Here is a 15,940-nt window from a genome sequence, read left to right as displayed (position 1 = left end):
GCCGCTCCGGCCGGTGACGGGAGACCGGAGGGCGGGCGGGAGGTCAGGTCGTTTGTTGCAGGACCGGGGCGATGCGGAACTCGACCGTGTCCTGGTCGATCGTGTCGTGCACCGGTGAGTCGGCCATCTCTGTCAGGATGCCGGAGGCGCTGCGCCGGCCGTCGGCGGCGGATTCCCACGCGATGACATCGATGATCGTGCCGTCGCTGGTCATGGTGATACGTCGCCAGCGGAAGCCGCGCTGGCGGAGCAGGTAGGCGTTGATGTCCTCGTTCGCCGCCACGAAGTCCGCGCCGGTGAGGCCGGGTGCGAGGCGGAACGTGGTGACTTCGAGCGCTTCGCTCATCGTCGTACTCCTGTCTTCCCGGTGGTCAGTTCTGCGCGGTGGGGCGGACGACGAGCTCGTTGACGTCGACGTTGCGGGGCTGCGCGATCGCGTAGCCGATGCCGTCGGCCACCGCGGCGGCCGGAATCGCGAGCTGCTCGGCGGCGGCTCGGACGGCGGCCCGCACCTGCGGGTCCCCGCCGTGGTCGGCGAGTTCGGACTGGGTGTAGCCGGGGCTGACGACGGTGATCCGGACGTCCTGGTTCTCCTGCCGCAGCCCTTCGGAGAGAGCCCGGACGGCGTACTTGGTGGCGCAGTAGACCGCCGCAGTCGGGTCGACCCGGTACGCAGCCGTCGAGGCGATGTTGACGATGTGGCCCTCGCGCCGGGCCCGCATCAGGGGCAGCACGGCGGCGACGCCGTGCAGCGTGCCGCGCAGGTTCACGTCGATCATCTGGTTCCACTCGTCGATCCGCAGCGCGTCGACCGTCGACAGGGGCATCACGCCCGCGTTGTTGACGAGTACGTCCACCCGGCCGTGGCGGGCGTGGGCGGCCTCGACGAAGCCCCGCACGCTGTCGACGTCGGTCACGTCGAGTTCCTGGTACTCGGCCGAATGGCCGGCGGCCTGAAGCTCGGCCACCAGGGCGGCGAGCCGGTCGACGCGGCGGGCGCCGAGGACGACGTGGTGGCCGTCGGCGGCGAGCCGGCGGGCGGTCGCCTGGCCGATACCACTACTCGCCCCGGTGATCAGGACGATCTTGGAAAAACTGCTGTTCATGGCAACTCCTGGCGGAAGAATGTGATCACGGCCGTCGGGCCGGTCGGTCCAGATTCCGCCGGTCCTGCCGGCCGGAGAAGGCTGCGACTTCCTGGGTGCACGGCACCCTGGCAGCCCACCTGGCCTCGAAATACGCTGGTAGACGTGTCCAAGGCCGCCACCAGCAAGCTCGGGGAGTTCCTGCGCGCTCACCGCGCCCGCGTCGATCCGACCGACGTCGGGTTGCGCGGCGGCGGGGACCGGCGGGTCGCCGGACTGCGGCGGGAAGAGGTCGCCGTGCTGGCCGGAGTGAGCGTCGACTACTACGCCCGGCTGGAACAGGGCCGCGAACGCAGCCCGTCCCCGCAGGTCCTCGACGCGATCGGCCGGGCCCTCCGGCTCGACCTCGACGCGCGCGGGCACGCCTTCCGGCTCGCCGGGCTGAACCCCGCGCTCGCCCCCGACCACGCTCGGGACCGCGTCCACCCGGCGCTGCTGCGGCTGCTGGACGCGTTCCCCACCTCGGCGGCCTACGTGCTCAGCCCCGCCTTCGACGTGCTGGCCACCAACGGCGTCGCCGCGGCGCTGCTCGCCCCCTTCGACGGCATGACCAACATGGCGCGGGTGCTGTTCCTGCACCCGCAGGCACGCGAGATCTTCGTGGAGTGGCCGACGCTCAGCGGCAACGTCGTGCACGCGCTGCGCCTCAACGCCGGCCAGCACCCGGACGATCCGCGGATCCGGTCACTCGTGGCCGAACTACGTGACGCGTCACCCGAGTTCCGGTCCCTCTGGGCCGATCAGACCGTTCGTGGCCTCACCCGCCAGTTCAAGATCTTCGACCACCCGGTGGTGGGCCGGATCGAACTGACCTATCAGACGTTCGACGTCCGGGACGCGCCCGGCCAGCAGCTGCTCGTCGGCACCCCGGACGCCGGTAGCCGGAGCGCGGAAGCCCTCGCCTATCTGGGGGCCATGCACGCTCCGGCCTGATCGGCGGCATCGACGGGAAGATCCGTGTCGACGGCCGGTGTACGCCGTCCCGGGGCGGAACGGTGCCTCGACCGGCGCTGACCGGCCGAGGCACCTCCCGATATTGATCGGCCCGGTCAGTTCCGAGCGCGATCCGTTCCCTCAGTGGCGGCCGATGAAGATGCCGATGCCGTTGGCGACCGCCCGCTCCGTACCGTCGGAGGGGTTGTTGCGGGCGGTGGCCGCCGACTGGCCCGGCTCCTTCACGGCGACCGTGGTGGAGCCGCCGCCGTCGAGGTTCACGGCCGCGTCCGCGCCGAGCGTGCGCATCAGGTCGGCCAGCTCGGCGATGGTGAAGCCGGCGCTGGCGGGCGCGCGGCCGGCCAGCGCGACCAGGTACACCGTCCGGCCGTCGGCGCTGACCCCCGCCGAGCTGCGCACGGCGGCGGTCTTGACGTCCAGGCCGGCGAGGGGCTGCCCGTCGCGCAGGATCGGGGCGCCGCCGACCGCGAAGGTCAGCTTCGGCTTGCCGGCGGAGACGAGCTTCTCGTCCACCTTCACCCGGTCGCCGACGACCAGGTCGTCGAGCGCGTCCGCGCCGGCCTCGCGGCCCACCAGCACCTGGGTGTCCTCGGCGATCGGGCCCGTGCCGGGCGTGCTGCTCACCGAGGTCACCACCCCGTCGCGGACGACCACCTCGTAGGTGTGGGTGCTGCACGGGTCGAGGCGGCTGGTGTCGCTGCCGCAGGTCGACCGGACCCGGTTGGCGCTGCCCCAGTCGGAGGTGAAGACACCGACACCGCCGACCGGGAGCGCGTACTGGTTGAGGCCGGCGAGGGTGATGGTGCCCTTCTTGCTGCGTACCTCACCGGCGAGGCTCAGGGTGTCGACGCGCGCCTTGCCGTTCACGCCGACGCCGAAGACGTCGCGGGTCGAGGTGCCGGGGGCGAGCCCCGGGCCGAAGCGCTGCGCATTCGGTACGGCGAACTTCAGGTCCTCGCCGTCGGCGATCTCCGGACCGGACGCCGAACCGGTCGGCGCGACCCCGGCGTGCGTCTCGCTGATGTTGAAGAAGTCGCCGTTCACTCCGGCGACGGCGCCCTGGTTGTTGGTCATCGCCGAGACGACCTGGCGCTGCGCCACGGCGTCGGGGTGCAGCAGGTCCAGGGAGACCTTGTTCTTTCGCAGGTCGGCGGTGAGCAGGTAGCCGACGGTGACGCCGCGCGGCGTGGCCACCTGGAACGAGCCGTACGTGACGCCCGGGGCGAGCTCCTCGGTCGAGGTGAAGGTGATCGGGGCGTCCACCGGGGACGTGGTCGCGGGCGCGGCCTCGGCCTGGGCGGCGCCGGGCGCCACGAGCGTGCTCAGCCCTGCGGCGAGCAGCAGCGCCAGACCGGGGCGTACGAGGGTCGATGACCTCATCGCCGCTCCTCTCTTTCTCGGGATCCGGGTCGGTGCCCGGCGGGTCGAGCCGGCCCGGCCGAGGGCCGGACCAGCGGAGACGTCCCGATGAGCCGATCACGTACGGGTGAACGGGCGAGATGATCAAGCTGAACCGCGGGTGCCGTCTGGTGCGGCGACGGTGCCGACCGAGGCCGGGCCTGCGGCGACGACCCCGGTCAGGGCGTGTGAGCCGTCCGGCGGTGGCGTTCGTGTGCCCGGCCGTGCGCGTACCCGATCAACCGTTCGACCTCGGCCAGGCTGCGCGGGCCCGGGTTGAGCACGCACCCCCATGCGGCCGTGCCGTAGACCGGGTGGGGCAGCACCTCGTCGAGGGCGCTGACGTCGACCGAGGCTTTGCGCTCGTCCGCCTCCGCCGGCGGGTAGCCGAAGAGGCGGTGGAACTCGCGCCGGCCGAGCTCCAGGTTGAGCCGGAAGACGCCCGGCCGGTCGAGCCGGGACTCCTCGTCGAAGCCCGCCATGTCGCGTTCGCCGATGGTGGCGAACGGCCGGCGGCGGTCCGGGCCCACGTAGAAGAAGCGCCAGCCCCACGCCACCTCGGGGGCGCCCGACTCCTCGGTGGCCACGAGCAGTTCGACGTCGGGCAGGGCGAGGATCCGCGCGGTGATCTCGTCGGCGGTGATCCCGTCGGTTTCGGGGGAGTGCGGTTCGGCAGCCATGACCTAAACCGTATCGTTGAACTAGCGTATGAGACTTTCGTCGAGCATCGAGCAGGAGACCTGCGTTGAACCCTCGAACCGCAGGACCCAGCTACCGGCCAGTGGATCTCGCCCGCGAGCACGGCATCTCCACCCAGGCCGTCCGCAACTACGAGCGCGACGGCGTCCTGCCCGCCGCCCGGCGCACCCCCAGCGGCTACCGCACCTACACCCCGCTGCACGCCGCCGCACTCCGCGCCTACCTGGCGCTGGTCCCCGCGTACGGCTACGGGGTCGGCGTCGAGATCATGCGGGCCGCGACCCGCGGCGACGTCGACGCCGCGCTGCGCGCCGTGGACCACGGTCACGCCCAGCTGCTGCGCGACCGGGAGACCCTCGACGCCGTAGAGGTGACCGTGGGCGTGCTCACCGCCGCGCCGGCCGGGGACCGGCCCGATCGGCCGCTGACCGTCGGCGCGCTCGCCCACCGGCTCGGCGTGACCCCGGCGACGCTGCGCAAGTGGGAGCGGGCCGGCATCCTGACCCCGGTCCGTGACCGCGCCACCCGGCAGCGCCTCTACGGGCCGGACGACGTACGCGACGCCGAGCTGGCCCACCTGCTGCGCCGCGGCGGCTACCTGCTCGACCACATCGCGACAGTCATCCGGCAGGTACGCGCGGCCGACGGACCCGGGCCGCTCGCCGCGTCCCTCGACGGGTGGCGGCAGCGACTCGCCACCCGGGGCCGGGCGATGCTGGTCGCCGCCGCCCGCCTCGACGACTACCTCGCGGCGGTCGAGCAGCGTGCCGACGCAGAGCCGGAGCGGACCCCGCAACGCAGGTGAGCCGGGCCGGGGTGAACCGTGCCGGGTCTGGCCGAGCCGCACCCCTCAGGGCTGTGCCAGGATCCGACGGGCCACGGCCTCGTCGGTCGCGGCCACCAGCACATGGACACCCTGCAGCTGGAGCTGAGGCTCCTGCCCACCGGCATCGTCCGCGGACACCCCCACCTTCAACCCGTGACTGCGCAGCAGACCGGCGATCAGGTCCGCTTCGGTGCGGCTGTTGACCACCGCCACGGAGACCACGTCCATTCCCGCCACCCCTCTCCGTCCGGCAACCGCCAGCTGGCCGGTGCCACCATGAGCGTCGCACTCCGGCCGGCACCATCGCCCCAGTCGAACACCCTGGCCACCACACCCTGGCCGACTACCCCGACGCTCCCCGACCGGCCGCCCGCCTCCGCCGGTGATCATGAAGTTATCGCCCAGCCGACGACCGATATGTCGGCAATAACTTCATGATCACCAGCGGGCGGGAGCTCCGAGGTGCCGGCGGTGTCGGAGGTTTCCGCTACGGTCGGTGGTCATGGACGCGCGGCACGGCGAAGCCCTCATCGGGCGCGACCACCCGGCCGGCGTGCTGCGCGCCGAAATGGACCGGGCGATCACCAGCCACGGCGGCCTCGTCCTGGTCACCGGCGAGCCGGGCATCGGCAAGACGACGCTGGTCACGGCGGCGGCCCGGGAGGCCCGCGGGCGCGGCGCGCTCGTGCTCGGCGCAGCCTGCTGGGATTCGGAGAGCGCCCCCGGCTACTGGCCATGGGTGCAGGTGCTGCGTGGCCTGCGCCGCCACACCGACGACTGGGCGGTCGCACGGCCCAGCGCCGAGCCGGCGCTCACCACCCTGCTCGGCGAGGCCGCCGGCGAGCCCCACGGCGTCGGGACGACCGCCGGCCGGGGCGACGGCCCTACCCGGTTGAGTCCGTCCGGCCCGGCGGCCGGCGGCGGGGGCGACGACGCGGACCGGGAAACCTTCGCGCTCTACGACGCGGTGACCGCCGCGCTGGTCGCGGTCTCGCAGCGTCGGCCCGTCGTACTGATCCTCGACGACCTGCACTGGGCCGACCCGGCCTCGCTGCGGCTGCTCGGGTTCGCCGCCCAGCACACCTGGTTCGAACGGCTGCTGCTGGTCGGCACCTACCGCGACGCCGAGGTCGAGTCCGGTGAACACCCGCTGCGCCCGCTGCTCATGCCGCTACTGGCGAAGGCGACCACGCTCACCCTCACCGGGCTCTCCCGCGACGAGGTCGGCGCGCTGATGACGCGCACCGCCGGGCGGGAGGCCGAGCCGCAACTCGTCGACGAGGTGCACCGGCGCACCGGCGGCAACCCGTTCTTCGTCGAGCAGACCGCCCGGCTGTGGCGGGCCGGCGGCGCGACCGGCACCATCGCCCCCGGCGTACGCGAGGCGGTCCGCCGCCGCCTCGGCCAGCTTCCCGGCCCGGTGGTCGAGGCGCTCACCGTCGCCGCCGTGCTGGGACGCGGATTCCACCGGCAGGTCCTCGCCGCCTGCGCCGGGAGCCCGGTGGCGCAGGTCGACCGGCTCCTCGACCACGCGTCGACGGCCCGTCTCGTGGTGGCCCGAGGCGGCGGCCGGTTCTCGTTCGCGCACGACCTCGTCCGGGAGACCCTCTACGACAGCCTCGCCGACGACGAGCGGCGAGCCCGGCACGCCACCGTCGTGCGGGCCGTGGACGTCTCGCGTGAGCTCGCCGAACGGCTGGTCCCCGCCGACCTGGCCCGGCACGCCTACCTGGCCGGGCCGGAGCTCGAGCCGTCCCGGAGCACCGAGCTGCTGCTCGCCGCCGCCCGCGACGCCGCCGGCCGGCTCGCCGTGGACGAGTCGCTGACCCACTTCCGCCGCGCGCTGGAGGTCGTCCGGGACGAGGCGCAACGCGTCCGGATCCTGATCGAGTTCGGTGAACTGCTCTACCACTGCGGCACCAGCGTGGAGGCCGACCGGCACCTCACCGAGGCCGCCACGCTGGCGCGCTCGCTGGACGATCCGGCGTTGCTCACCCGGGCCGTGCTCACCGTCCACCGGCATCGGGAGAACAGCACCGCCGGCCGCTCCGGCTCCACGGAGGAGCTGCTCCGGGAGGCGTACCGGCGGTTGATCGGCGAGCCGGACGACGGCCTCCCGGTCGCCATGCTCGTCACCGACCTGATCACGGCGACCGAGACGCTGGCCCGCCGTGGCCGCGACGACGAGGCGCTCACCTTCAGCCTCTGGGCCCGCCACGACACCACCTGGGGCCTCGGCACCGCGGCCGACCGGGCGGCGATCACCGCGGAGATCCGGGAGGTGGCCCGCCGCACCGGCGACCGGGACACCGAGCTCTGGGCGACGTCGCTGCGGTGGGTGGCGCTGCTCGAGCTCGGTGACCCGGGCTACCTCGACGAGCTGACCGCCTTCGTGGACGGGGCCGGCACCAGCGAGGTGGCCCGACACCGGATGTCGGCGGCGGTCGACGGGGGCATCATCGCCGGCTTCCGGGGTGACTTCGCCGAGGCGGACCGGCACTTCGCCGCCCTGGACGAACTCGGCGAGCAGGCCCCCACCGACTTCGCGTTCATGGTCCACCACCTGCGCTGGGCGCGGCTGCTGCCGCAGGGCCGGTACGACGAGATCGACGCGCTCCTCGACGGGCTCGACCCGACCGACTACCCCTACCTCCAGCTCGCCCGCGCCATCACGGCCGTCGAGCGTGGCGACCACGAGACGGCCGTACGGATCACCGCCGGCATCGAGGCCGCCGGTGCCACGTACGCCCGACCGGTGTCACCGCTGTGGCTGCGAGCGCAGGCGCAGGTCGCGGCGGCGGCGCGCGATCCGCAGCGCTGCGACGAGGCGCGGGCGGTCCTGACCCCGTACCGGGGACAGTGGACGGTGGCCCTCTTCGGCTGTGACGTGGGCGGTCCGGTCGACCACTGGCTGGCGCTGCTCGACGCCGCCCAGGAACGCTGGGACGAGGCGACAACCGGGTTCCGGGCGGCCGCTGCCGCCGCCGATCGGATGGCGGCCCGGCCCTGGTCGGTGCTGGCCCGCGCCGCCCTCGCCGAGACGCTGGCCCGGCGCGGCCGCCCCGACGACGTCGCCGAGGCGGCCGCGCTGCGCGCCGACGCCGAGCGGGAGGCGGCCGCCCTGGGTATGCGGCAGGTGCTCGACCGGTTCGCCGCCGAACGCCCGCCGGGCGACGCAGCCGCCACGCTCCCCGGCGCTACCGAGCTCGGCCCGGCACTCGACCCCGGCCCGGCATCCGACCTCGGCCCGGGATCCGACCTCGGCCCGGCATCCGACCTCGGCCCGGCATCCGACCTCGGCCCGGCATCCGACCCCGGCCCGGCGCTCGCGAGCAGTGGGCTCGATGGCGCGGGCGCCGCCGCGGTCGTCGTCACCGGTGGGCCGGGTGCGGCAGCCGCTCGCCGGGTCGGGTCCGGCGGCGTGCCCGGCGCTGCCGGTGGCGCTCGGATCTCCTCGACCGTCGGACCGCAGCCGGTCGGCGTCGCCGAGAAGGTCGGCGTCGGCGTCGACCCCGCAGGTGGGCCGCCCCTGGCCGGGACCATCGGGCGCTCCACCGGATCCGCCGGGGCCGGGCTGGGGAAGCGACCGGACGACCTGAACGTCGCGCCGTCGACGACCGGCTACGAGTTCCGCCGAGACGGCGTGGTCTGGCGGCTCGCCTACAAAGGCGCTGTCGTCCACCTGCCCGACGCCAAGGGGCTGCACGACCTGCATCTGCTGCTCCGCCGGCCGGGGGTCGACGTACCGGCCGTCGAGCTGCTCGACCCGGCCGCCGGGCCGGAGCTCGTGGCCGCCCGGCGCCTCGGTGGGGATCCGGTGCTGGACGACGAGGCGAAGGCCCGCTACCGACGTCACCTGGAGCGCCTCGACGAGGAGATCGATCGGGCCGCCGTCCGCGACGACACGGGGAAGGTGGCGGCGCTGGAGGCGGAGCGGGAAGCGCTCCTCGACGAGTTGCGCACGGCGGCCGGGCTGGCCGGGCGCACCCGCCGCCTCGGTGACGAGGCCGAACGCGCCCGCAAGGCGGTGACCGCCCGGATCCGGGACACCCTGCGCAAGCTCGACGCCCGCCATCCGGCGCTCGCTGCCCACCTGCGCGACACCGTCGCCACGGGCGGCACCTGCCGTTACCTGCCGCCCGAGCCGCTGCCCTGGCGGCTCTGACCGGGTCCCCAACCACGGGATCGCGCCTGGCCTACCGCGCCCGGCCCGCCGCGCCTGGCCTACCGCGCCCGGCCCGCCGCGCCTGGCCCGCCGCGCGTCTGCGGCGGTGCTTGATCCACTCGGGATCATTGAAGTCGGGGCATAAGAACGGGTCGGACCCCGCGACATCAATGAAGCCGAGTCGATCAAGCCGCAGCGCGTCGCCCGGCCCACGGGCATGTCAGGCGAGACGGCGCGCTGCCCGGATGGGAGCGGCGGACGGTCGGGAGCGGCGGACGGTCGGGAGCGACGGATGGGAACAGCGACGGGCGGGCGCCGCGACCGTGGTCGCGGCGCCCGCCCGGTACCGGGTCAACGGCGGTTGTAGCGGTACATGGTGAGCGTGCCGAAGACCACCACGAAGCCGGCGCTCCACAGCAGCAGCCACATCGTGTTCGTGGCATCCGACTCGCCGGCCATCGCCGCGCGGACCGCCGCCACCAGGTGCGTTATCGGGTTGGCCTTCACGAACGCCTGCAGCCAGCCCGGCATGGTGCTCGGCTCGACGAAGACGTTGCTGAGGAAGGTCAGCGGGAAGAGCACCATCATGCTCACCCCCATCACCGACTTCTCGCTGCGCAGGACCAGCCCGAAGAAGGTCCAGACCCAGGAGAAGGCGAACGAGAAGATCACCAGCAGGCCGATCCCGGCGGCCACACCCATCAACCCGCCGTCGGGGCGGAAGCCGAGCACCAGCCCGACGCCGAGGATCACCACGGCCGCCAGTACGTACCGCAGCACGTCGCCGAAGATCATGCCGACCAGCGCGGCCGGCCGCCAGACCGGCAGCGTACGGAAGCGGTCGAAGATGCCCTTCTCGATGTCGGTGTTGAGCCCGATCCCGGTGTACATCGTGATCATGACGACGCTGGTCACCATGATGCCGGGCAGGAAGAACTGGAGGTAGTCACGCGGGCTGTCGGCGAGCGCCCCGCCGAACAGGTACGTGAACATCAGCACCATGATGATCGGGAACGCCGTCACGTCGAAGAGCTGCTCCGGCACGTGCTTGATCTTCAGCAGCGCGCGCCAGCCGAAGGTCAGCGACGCGCCGAGCGCGCTCGGTCTCGCCGGCCGCTCCCCGGGGGCGAGGACTGTCGCCAGCGCCTCGGCGGACGGTACGTAGACGGACGGCGCGCGGCCGGTCGTGGTCGCGGCGTTACTCATCGTGCTGCCTCCAGCTCTTCGTCCCGCTCGTCGGCCGGGACGGCGGGGTGGTCGGTCAGGGCCAGGAAGACCTCGTCCAGGCTGGGCTGGCCGAGGGAGAAGTCGTCGACGACGATGCCGGCGCGACTCAGGTCCGCCAGCGCGCGGGCGGCCTGCTCAGTGGCGGCCAGGTCGTTGCCCTCGCCACCCACTCGGGCGGTGAGCGCGAGCGGGTCGGCTTCGAGCTGCACCGGTACGCCGAGCGCCGCCTGGAGCACCTTCTCGGCGTCGGATCGCTGCGCCGCGTCCCGCAGTCGCAGGTGGACGGTGCCGGAGCCGACCGACGACTTCAGCTCGCCCGGGGTGCCCTCCGCGATCACCCGGCCGTGGTCCACCACTGCGATCCGCCCGGCCAGCTGGTCGGCCTCGTCCAGGTACTGCGTGGTCAGCAGCACGGTCGTGCCGTGCGACACCACCGCCCGGACGATCTCCCACACCTGGTTGCGGCTGCGCGGGTCCAGGCCCGTCGTCGGCTCGTCGAGGAAGAGCAGGTCCGGGGTGTTCAGGATGCTCGCCGCGATGTCGATGCGCCGCCGCATGCCGCCGGAGTACTTCTTCACCTGCCGGTCGCCCGCCTCGGTCAGCCCGAACGCGGCGAGCAACTGCTCGGCCCGCTCCCGGGCGGCGGGTTTGCGCAGCCCGAGCAGCCGGGCGAGCAGCACCAGGTTCTCGACGCCGGTCAGGTCCTCGTCGATCGAGGCGTACTGGCCGGTCAGGCTGACCCGGGCCCGGACCTTGTCGGCCTCGGCGACCACGTCGTGCCCGAACACCCGGGCCCGACCACCGTCCGGGCGCAGCAACGTGGCCAGCACCCGTACCGCCGTGGTCTTGCCGGCCCCGTTCGGGCCGAGCAGGCCGTAGACGGTGCCGGCGGGCACCTGGAGATCCATCCCGGCCAGCGCCCGGGTCTTCCCGAACGAGCGGGTCAGGCCCTCGGCCTCGATGGCCGGGCCGGTTGTGCGCTTGTTCATCGTCCGTACCTTCCTCTGTGCTTTCACGAGACGTAGGGCCGCGCCGCGCGGGCGTCGCGCAACGCGAGACCCCACCAGGTGAGCTGGTCGAGCAGGACGCGGGCGTCCTGGCAGAGCTGGTCGGCGCACTCCGGCGACGGCTCGCCGCGGAGCAGGTCGACGCCGACGACGTCGCGCACCGTCGTCGCGTGCAGCGCGGTGAAGACCGTGCGGAGCTGGTCCACCGCGTGCAGACCTGTCGAACGGCAGCCGTACGCCACGAAGCCGACCGGCTTGGCCTGCCACTCGTCGTACGCGTAGTCGATCGCCTGTTTCAACGAGGCCGGGAAGCTGTGGTTGTACTCGGGGGTGACCACCGCGAACGCGTCCGCCAGCCCGACCTCCCGCACGAACGACCGGATCGCGTCGGTCGGCTCCGCGGTGTAACGGGCGGGCAGGTCGTAGTCGGCGAGGTCGACCAGGTTCACGGTCATGTCGTCCCGGCCGGCGGCCTGCGCGACGAACCAGCGGGCGATCTCCTCGCCCGCCCGTCCCTCGCGGGTGCTGCCGATGATCACGGCGAGCCGCACGGGTCCCATACGCGCACCCCTTCCGGTCTCTCGAGTGCCACACCCTTCTGGCGCGAGACGGCGTCCAGCGGCCGCCAGACGCGATCTAGCGGAAGTCCGACCGAATCGTCGAACCGTGCCGTGGCGTTGTCGGTGGCGTCGGGTTGACTGCCGGACGACGACGAGGGGGATGGGATGGCGCAGGTGCGGATCGCGCCGTGGAGCGAGGACGACCTGGCTCTGCTGCGACGGCTCAACGCGCCGGAGGTTCGGGCGCACACGGGTGGCTCGGAGACCGACGAGCAGGTCGTGTCCCGGCATGAGAGGTATGCGCGCTTCTCCGGGACGGGCAAGGGGTGCATGTTCACGGTGGTGCTGCCGGACGGGGAGAAGGTCGGCAGCGTCGGCTACTGGGAGCGGCAGTGGCGGGGTGAGCCGGTCTACGAGATGGGTTGGGCGGTGCTGCCCGAACACCAGGGGAGGGGGCTGGCGACCGCGGCGGTGCGGGCGGTCGTGGCCGCGGCACGTGATCGCCGTACCCGCCGCTGGGCGCACGCCTACCCGTCGGTCGGCAATCCGGCCTCGAACGCGGTCTGCCGCAAGGCCGGGTTCACGCTGCTCGGAGAGATCGACTTCGAGTATCCGCCGGGGGAGTACATGCGCTCCAACGACTGGCGGCTCGACCTGACCGCACCGGCCGAGCGGGTAGGAGTGTGATCCGGGCGGCGCCCCCGTCGTGAACCGACTGACCGGGTCATCCGTGCCGGTGGTGAACTCGTTCAGTCAACTGGAGTAACCGATGTCGCAGCCGGTCGATCCGCAGCAGAGCCCGTACCCGAACTACCCGCCCGCACCGACGGCGTACGGCCCGCCGTCGCGGCCGCCGTCGAGGACCACCTTCCTCCAGAAGGTGCTGATCGCGGTCGGCGCGGTCGTCGTGCTGCTCGGGGCGGTCTTCGTGGGCGTGGTCATCGCCAGCCCCGCCGAGAACGACAAGACCCCCGGCGGCGCGGCGGGGGCTCCCGCCACCGGCAGCCCGGCGCCGTCGCAGTCCGCCGGAGCGGACCCCGACGTGCCCGGCCGGGTGATCACCGTCGCCGCGCCGCAGACGCTCGGCGGCCGCCCGAAGATCGACCTCGGGGCCGACGACGGCGGGGTGTCCGAGGCGGGGCTTCCGGCGGATTCGGATGTGCCGGAGGTGACCGCCACTGCGCAGGGCCTCTACGGCGACATCGCGAAGCAGGACATCGTCATCGTCAACGCGGTGGCGTCGACCGGCGCCACCCGGGAGAGCCGCCTCTCGCTCTTCATCTCCGGGGTGAGCAAGGCCCTCAACGTCGGCAACTTCACCGAGGCCGACCCGGGCCCGCTCGGTGGGCAGGCCTTCTGCGGAGACGGCAACATCAACGGTGTGCCGGGCGCCGTCTGCGTCTGGTCCGACAGCGGCAGCACCGGCGCGCTGATCCACTCGCTGCAGAGCCAGGAGAAGCTCCGGTCGGAGTTCCCCGCGCTCCGCGCCGAGATCGAGCAGGCGTCCTGACGGTCTGGACCCTCCCGGGACACGATCGGAGGGGGCCCCGCCGGACCCCCTCCGCGATCGACAGGCAGGCGATTCCTCCCCGACCGGCCGGGTCGGCCGCTGAGGAATCGGGGAGCGGTCGAGCGCCGCTAGAGTTGGCGGATGCCGGACGGGAAGATCAGCGCCACGCGCGACCGCGAATCGAGCGGTGCGGTGGCGGGCGGGTACGCGGTCGAGGTCACCGACCTGACCGTCACGTACGGGTCGACGACCGTGATCGACGGGCTGGACCTCCAGGTGCCCACCGGCGCCGTGGTCGCTCTCACCGGCGAGAACGGGGTCGGCAAGTCGACCCTGCTGCGCTGCGTCACCGGCCTTCAGCAGGCCTCCGGCGGGGCGGTCACCGTCTTCGGTGAGCCGCCCGAGAGCGGCCCCGTGTTCTGGCGGCAGGTGGCGACCACCGTCGAGTCGCCGACCTGGTACCACGGCCTGACCGTGCGCGAACATCTCGACCTGGTGCGGGTCGCCAACGGAGAAGATCCGGCCGACGGGCGCATCGACGAGGTCTGCGCGTTGCTCGGCATCACCGGCCTGGCCGACAGCCTGCCGATCACCCTCTCCTCCGGCCAGCGCCAACGGTTCCTGCTCGCCGCGACGTTCGTACGCCCGAGCCGGCTGCTGGTGCTCGACGAACCGGAACAGCGCCTCGACACCGCGGCGAAGCGGGCGCTCGCCGCGCACCTGCGCGACTACCTGGCCGGCGGCGGAACGCTGCTGATGGCCAGCCACGACGAGCGGTTCTGGCACGACGTCGGCGCGGACGAGGTCGGTCTGCGCCGGGCGGAGGACTGAGCCGGTGACCACCACCCACGCGCCGGCCCACACCCCGGCGGCCCCGGCCGACGTGCGACGCCGCCTCCGACGGATGAGGGTCGCCGCCGTCGGTCGGGTGGACCCGAGCAGCGTCTACTGCGTGCTGCTCGCGATCGTGATGGCTGTCGTCCTGTTCGGGCGGCCGCTCGGCGTCGTCGTCTGGCCGGCCGACGCCGCCGGGCTGTCGGTGCCGGTGCTGGTCGGCGCGGGCCTGGTGCTGCTGGCCTTCCTCGGTGTGCTCCGGCGGCTCGGCCCGGTGGTCGTCAGCCGTGCGGACGCCACCTGGCTGCTGCCCGCGCCCGTGCCCCGGCGAACGTTGCTGACCCCCGCGCTGCTGCTCACCGCGCTCTCGGCGACCGTGGTGGGTGGTCTGGTCGGGCTGGCCGTCGCCGGCCGCGCCGCCGAACGTCCGGTGACGTCGGCCGTCGTCGTCGCGGCGGTCGCCGGGGGTGCCACCATCGGCCTCCTCCTGGCGCTGCTCGCCGTGCACGCCCAGACCCGGCCGAGAAGCGGCCGGGCCGTCGACCTGATCGCCGGCATCGCCGCCGCGGCACTCGTCGCGGTCGCGGTCCACGAGCGCCTGACCGGCGGGTACGCCCCACCGGGGGACGTCCTGCCCCCGGCTTCGGTGATACTCGTCGCGGCGGGCGTGGCGCTCCCGCTCGTCCTCGCCGCCGTCGTCTCGGTGTGGTGGCGGCTGGACAGCTGGCCCACCCACCGGATCGCCGAGACGTCGGCAGCGACCGGTTCGTACGCCGACGCGGTCTTCGCGATCGAGCCATCGTTCATCTCCGCGCAGAGCAGCCGCCGGTACTGGCGCAACCGCACGGGCATCCGAACCTCCCGACTGCTTCGTGATCGTCGGGTGCCGCCGCTGGTGGCGCAGGACCTGCTCCAGGTCCGGCGCAAGCCAGGACGGCTGCTCTGGCTGGTCGGCACCGCCACGGCCCCCGCCGTCGTCGCCGACGGGCCGGTCTGGCTGCTGATCGGTATCGTCCTGGTGGGTGCGCTCGCCGCCGCCAGCGTCACCGGCGAGGCGACCCACTCCGACGCGTCGAATCCCGCCGCGCTGCGGCTGCTCGGTCTCACGTTCCGGCAGGTCTACGCGCAGCGGCTGGTGGTGCCCGCCGGCATCGCCGCCCTCTGGGGTGCGATCGCGCTGGGCGCGGCGCAGGCGACGGACGCGCTCTCCGGCCCCTGGTGGGCGCTCGGCCTCGCGGCCGGTCCAGCGGCCGCCGTCGCCGCCCTCTACCGCGCGAAGATCAGCGCCAACAGCCTCGGCCACATCTTCATCGACACCCCGGCGGGGGCGTTCCCCAGCGGCCTGCTGCTCTGGCTGGTCAACGGGGTGGACGTGGTGGCCGTGCTGGGGCTGCCGATGGTGATCGCCCTGGTGACCGAGCGCGCCCCGGAACACCTCAGCTGGTCGTCCGTGCTCGTGCAGGCGATGCTGTCGGTCGCCGGCTGCCTCGTGCTGCTGCTGCGCCGTAAGACCGCCCGTATCGTCGGCGTGTAGGACGCCGCGCAGTCGGCTGATCACGTACGTCCCCGAGCCCGGCTCGCCCACCCAGGCGGCCTTCCGGAAGCGCGCCGCCGG

General features: G+C 73.4%; 15 protein-coding genes. 7 read left to right on the top strand and 8 right to left on the bottom strand.

Annotated features, from left to right (window positions below):
* Window positions 1–43 precede the first annotated feature (43 nt).
* Both D7147_RS14595 and D7147_RS14590 read right to left on the bottom strand, forming a co-directional pair.
* On the bottom strand, window positions 44–346 hold the full coding sequence (locus tag D7147_RS14595) for a hypothetical protein (protein ID WP_120677720.1): 303 nt from the start codon (window positions 344–346) through the stop codon (window positions 44–46).
* Window positions 347–371: 25 nt separating this feature from the next.
* Window positions 372–1,106, bottom strand: coding sequence for an SDR family oxidoreductase (locus D7147_RS14590; RefSeq protein WP_120677718.1), 735 nt, complete (start codon window positions 1,104–1,106; stop codon window positions 372–374).
* A gap of 144 nt (window positions 1,107–1,250) precedes the next feature.
* On the opposite strand from D7147_RS14590, the gene D7147_RS14585 reads away from it, so the two are divergent.
* Window positions 1,251–2,078: a helix-turn-helix domain-containing protein gene (locus D7147_RS14585; RefSeq protein WP_120677716.1), complete on the top strand. Its 828-nt coding sequence runs from the start codon at window positions 1,251–1,253 to the stop codon at window positions 2,076–2,078.
* Between the two features lie 141 nt (window positions 2,079–2,219).
* Here D7147_RS14585 and D7147_RS14580 read toward each other — a convergent pair whose 3' ends face one another.
* Window positions 2,220–3,479 (bottom strand): phosphodiester glycosidase family protein, encoded by a 1,260-nt coding sequence (locus D7147_RS14580; protein WP_120677714.1) that lies wholly within the window; start codon window positions 3,477–3,479, stop codon window positions 2,220–2,222.
* 197 nt (window positions 3,480–3,676) lie between these two features.
* Entirely contained in the window at window positions 3,677–4,177 is a 501-nt protein-coding gene (locus D7147_RS14575) for a DUF6194 family protein (protein WP_233563136.1), read from the bottom strand.
* A 101-nt stretch (window positions 4,178–4,278) separates the two neighbouring features.
* Between D7147_RS14575 and D7147_RS14570 the strand changes: the two genes are divergently transcribed.
* A complete protein-coding gene (locus D7147_RS14570; protein ID WP_325050653.1) occupies window positions 4,279–5,001 on the top strand; it encodes a TioE family transcriptional regulator in 723 nt (240 codons plus the stop codon).
* A 45-nt stretch (window positions 5,002–5,046) separates the two neighbouring features.
* On the opposite strand, the gene D7147_RS14565 is transcribed toward D7147_RS14570, so the two are convergent.
* Complete coding sequence (locus D7147_RS14565) at window positions 5,047–5,250, bottom strand: hypothetical protein (protein ID WP_120677710.1); 204 nt, start codon at window positions 5,248–5,250, stop codon at window positions 5,047–5,049.
* Between the two features lie 274 nt (window positions 5,251–5,524).
* Here D7147_RS14565 and D7147_RS14560 point away from each other — a divergent pair, with 274 nt between their 5' ends.
* Window positions 5,525–9,187, top strand: coding sequence for an ATP-binding protein (locus D7147_RS14560; protein ID WP_120677881.1), 3,663 nt, complete (start codon window positions 5,525–5,527; stop codon window positions 9,185–9,187).
* A gap of 351 nt (window positions 9,188–9,538) precedes the next feature.
* Here D7147_RS14560 and D7147_RS14555 read toward each other — a convergent pair whose 3' ends face one another.
* The 3 genes from D7147_RS14555 to D7147_RS14545 are packed head-to-tail and all read right to left on the bottom strand — an operon-like array spanning window position 9,539 to window position 11,981.
* Window positions 9,539–10,393 carry an ABC transporter permease gene (locus tag D7147_RS14555; RefSeq protein ID WP_120677708.1) on the bottom strand — a complete coding sequence of 285 codons (855 nt, stop codon included), beginning with the start codon at window positions 10,391–10,393 and terminating at the stop codon, window positions 9,539–9,541.
* Entirely contained in the window at window positions 10,390–11,403 is a 1,014-nt protein-coding gene (locus tag D7147_RS14550; RefSeq protein WP_120677706.1) for an ATP-binding cassette domain-containing protein, read from the bottom strand. The genes D7147_RS14555 and D7147_RS14550 overlap by 4 nt, the downstream gene beginning before the upstream one ends.
* A 23-nt stretch (window positions 11,404–11,426) precedes the next feature.
* Complete coding sequence (locus D7147_RS14545; protein WP_120677705.1) at window positions 11,427–11,981, bottom strand: NADPH-dependent FMN reductase; 555 nt, start codon at window positions 11,979–11,981, stop codon at window positions 11,427–11,429.
* A 165-nt stretch (window positions 11,982–12,146) separates the two neighbouring features.
* Between D7147_RS14545 and D7147_RS14540 the strand changes: the two genes are divergently transcribed.
* The 4 genes from D7147_RS14540 (at window position 12,147) to D7147_RS14525 (ending at window position 15,859) form a co-directional block, all read left to right on the top strand.
* Window positions 12,147–12,668, top strand: a complete 522-nt coding sequence (locus tag D7147_RS14540) for a GNAT family N-acetyltransferase (RefSeq protein ID WP_120677703.1) — start codon at window positions 12,147–12,149, stop codon at window positions 12,666–12,668.
* Window positions 12,669–12,750: 82 nt separating this feature from the next.
* On the top strand, window positions 12,751–13,491 hold the full coding sequence (locus D7147_RS14535) for a hypothetical protein (RefSeq protein WP_120677701.1): 741 nt from the start codon (window positions 12,751–12,753) through the stop codon (window positions 13,489–13,491).
* A gap of 141 nt (window positions 13,492–13,632) precedes the next feature.
* Window positions 13,633–14,322, top strand: coding sequence for an ABC transporter ATP-binding protein (locus D7147_RS14530; RefSeq protein ID WP_120677699.1), 690 nt, complete (start codon window positions 13,633–13,635; stop codon window positions 14,320–14,322).
* A 4-nt stretch (window positions 14,323–14,326) separates the two neighbouring features.
* On the top strand, window positions 14,327–15,859 hold the full coding sequence (locus tag D7147_RS14525) for a DUF6297 family protein (RefSeq protein ID WP_120677697.1): 1,533 nt from the start codon (window positions 14,327–14,329) through the stop codon (window positions 15,857–15,859).
* The last annotated feature ends 81 nt before the right edge of the window (window positions 15,860–15,940 follow it).

It is taken from the genome of Micromonospora musae (assembly GCF_003626545.1).
Taxonomy (GTDB): domain Bacteria; phylum Actinomycetota; class Actinomycetes; order Mycobacteriales; family Micromonosporaceae; genus Micromonospora; species Micromonospora musae.
Note: the sequence above shows the minus strand (reverse complement) of the source record. Positions and strands in the feature narration are given on the sequence as shown.

What these genes read in the sequence shown, in the direction of transcription:
- D7147_RS14590 (WP_120677718.1), bottom strand. Translation starts at nt 1,106, where the DNA reads ATGAACAGCAGTTTTTCCAAGATCGTCCTGATCACCGGGGCGAGTAGT.
- D7147_RS14540 (WP_120677703.1), top strand. Translation starts at nt 12,147, where the DNA reads ATGGCGCAGGTGCGGATCGCGCCGTGGAGCGAGGACGACCTGGCTCTG.
- D7147_RS14580 (WP_120677714.1), bottom strand. Translation starts at nt 3,479, where the DNA reads ATGAGGTCATCGACCCTCGTACGCCCCGGTCTGGCGCTGCTGCTCGCC.
- D7147_RS14575 (WP_233563136.1), bottom strand. Translation starts at nt 4,177, where the DNA reads ATGGCTGCCGAACCGCACTCCCCCGAAACCGACGGGATCACCGCCGAC.
- D7147_RS14530 (WP_120677699.1), top strand. Translation starts at nt 13,633, where the DNA reads ATGCCGGACGGGAAGATCAGCGCCACGCGCGACCGCGAATCGAGCGGT.
- D7147_RS14535 (WP_120677701.1), top strand. Translation starts at nt 12,751, where the DNA reads ATGTCGCAGCCGGTCGATCCGCAGCAGAGCCCGTACCCGAACTACCCG.
- D7147_RS14565 (WP_120677710.1), bottom strand. Translation starts at nt 5,250, where the DNA reads ATGGACGTGGTCTCCGTGGCGGTGGTCAACAGCCGCACCGAAGCGGAC.
- D7147_RS14545 (WP_120677705.1), bottom strand. Translation starts at nt 11,981, where the DNA reads ATGGGACCCGTGCGGCTCGCCGTGATCATCGGCAGCACCCGCGAGGGA.
- D7147_RS14560 (WP_120677881.1), top strand. Translation starts at nt 5,525, where the DNA reads ATGGACGCGCGGCACGGCGAAGCCCTCATCGGGCGCGACCACCCGGCC.
- D7147_RS14595 (WP_120677720.1), bottom strand. Translation starts at nt 346, where the DNA reads ATGAGCGAAGCGCTCGAAGTCACCACGTTCCGCCTCGCACCCGGCCTC.
- D7147_RS14550 (WP_120677706.1), bottom strand. Translation starts at nt 11,403, where the DNA reads ATGAACAAGCGCACAACCGGCCCGGCCATCGAGGCCGAGGGCCTGACC.
- D7147_RS14555 (WP_120677708.1), bottom strand. Translation starts at nt 10,393, where the DNA reads ATGAGTAACGCCGCGACCACGACCGGCCGCGCGCCGTCCGTCTACGTA.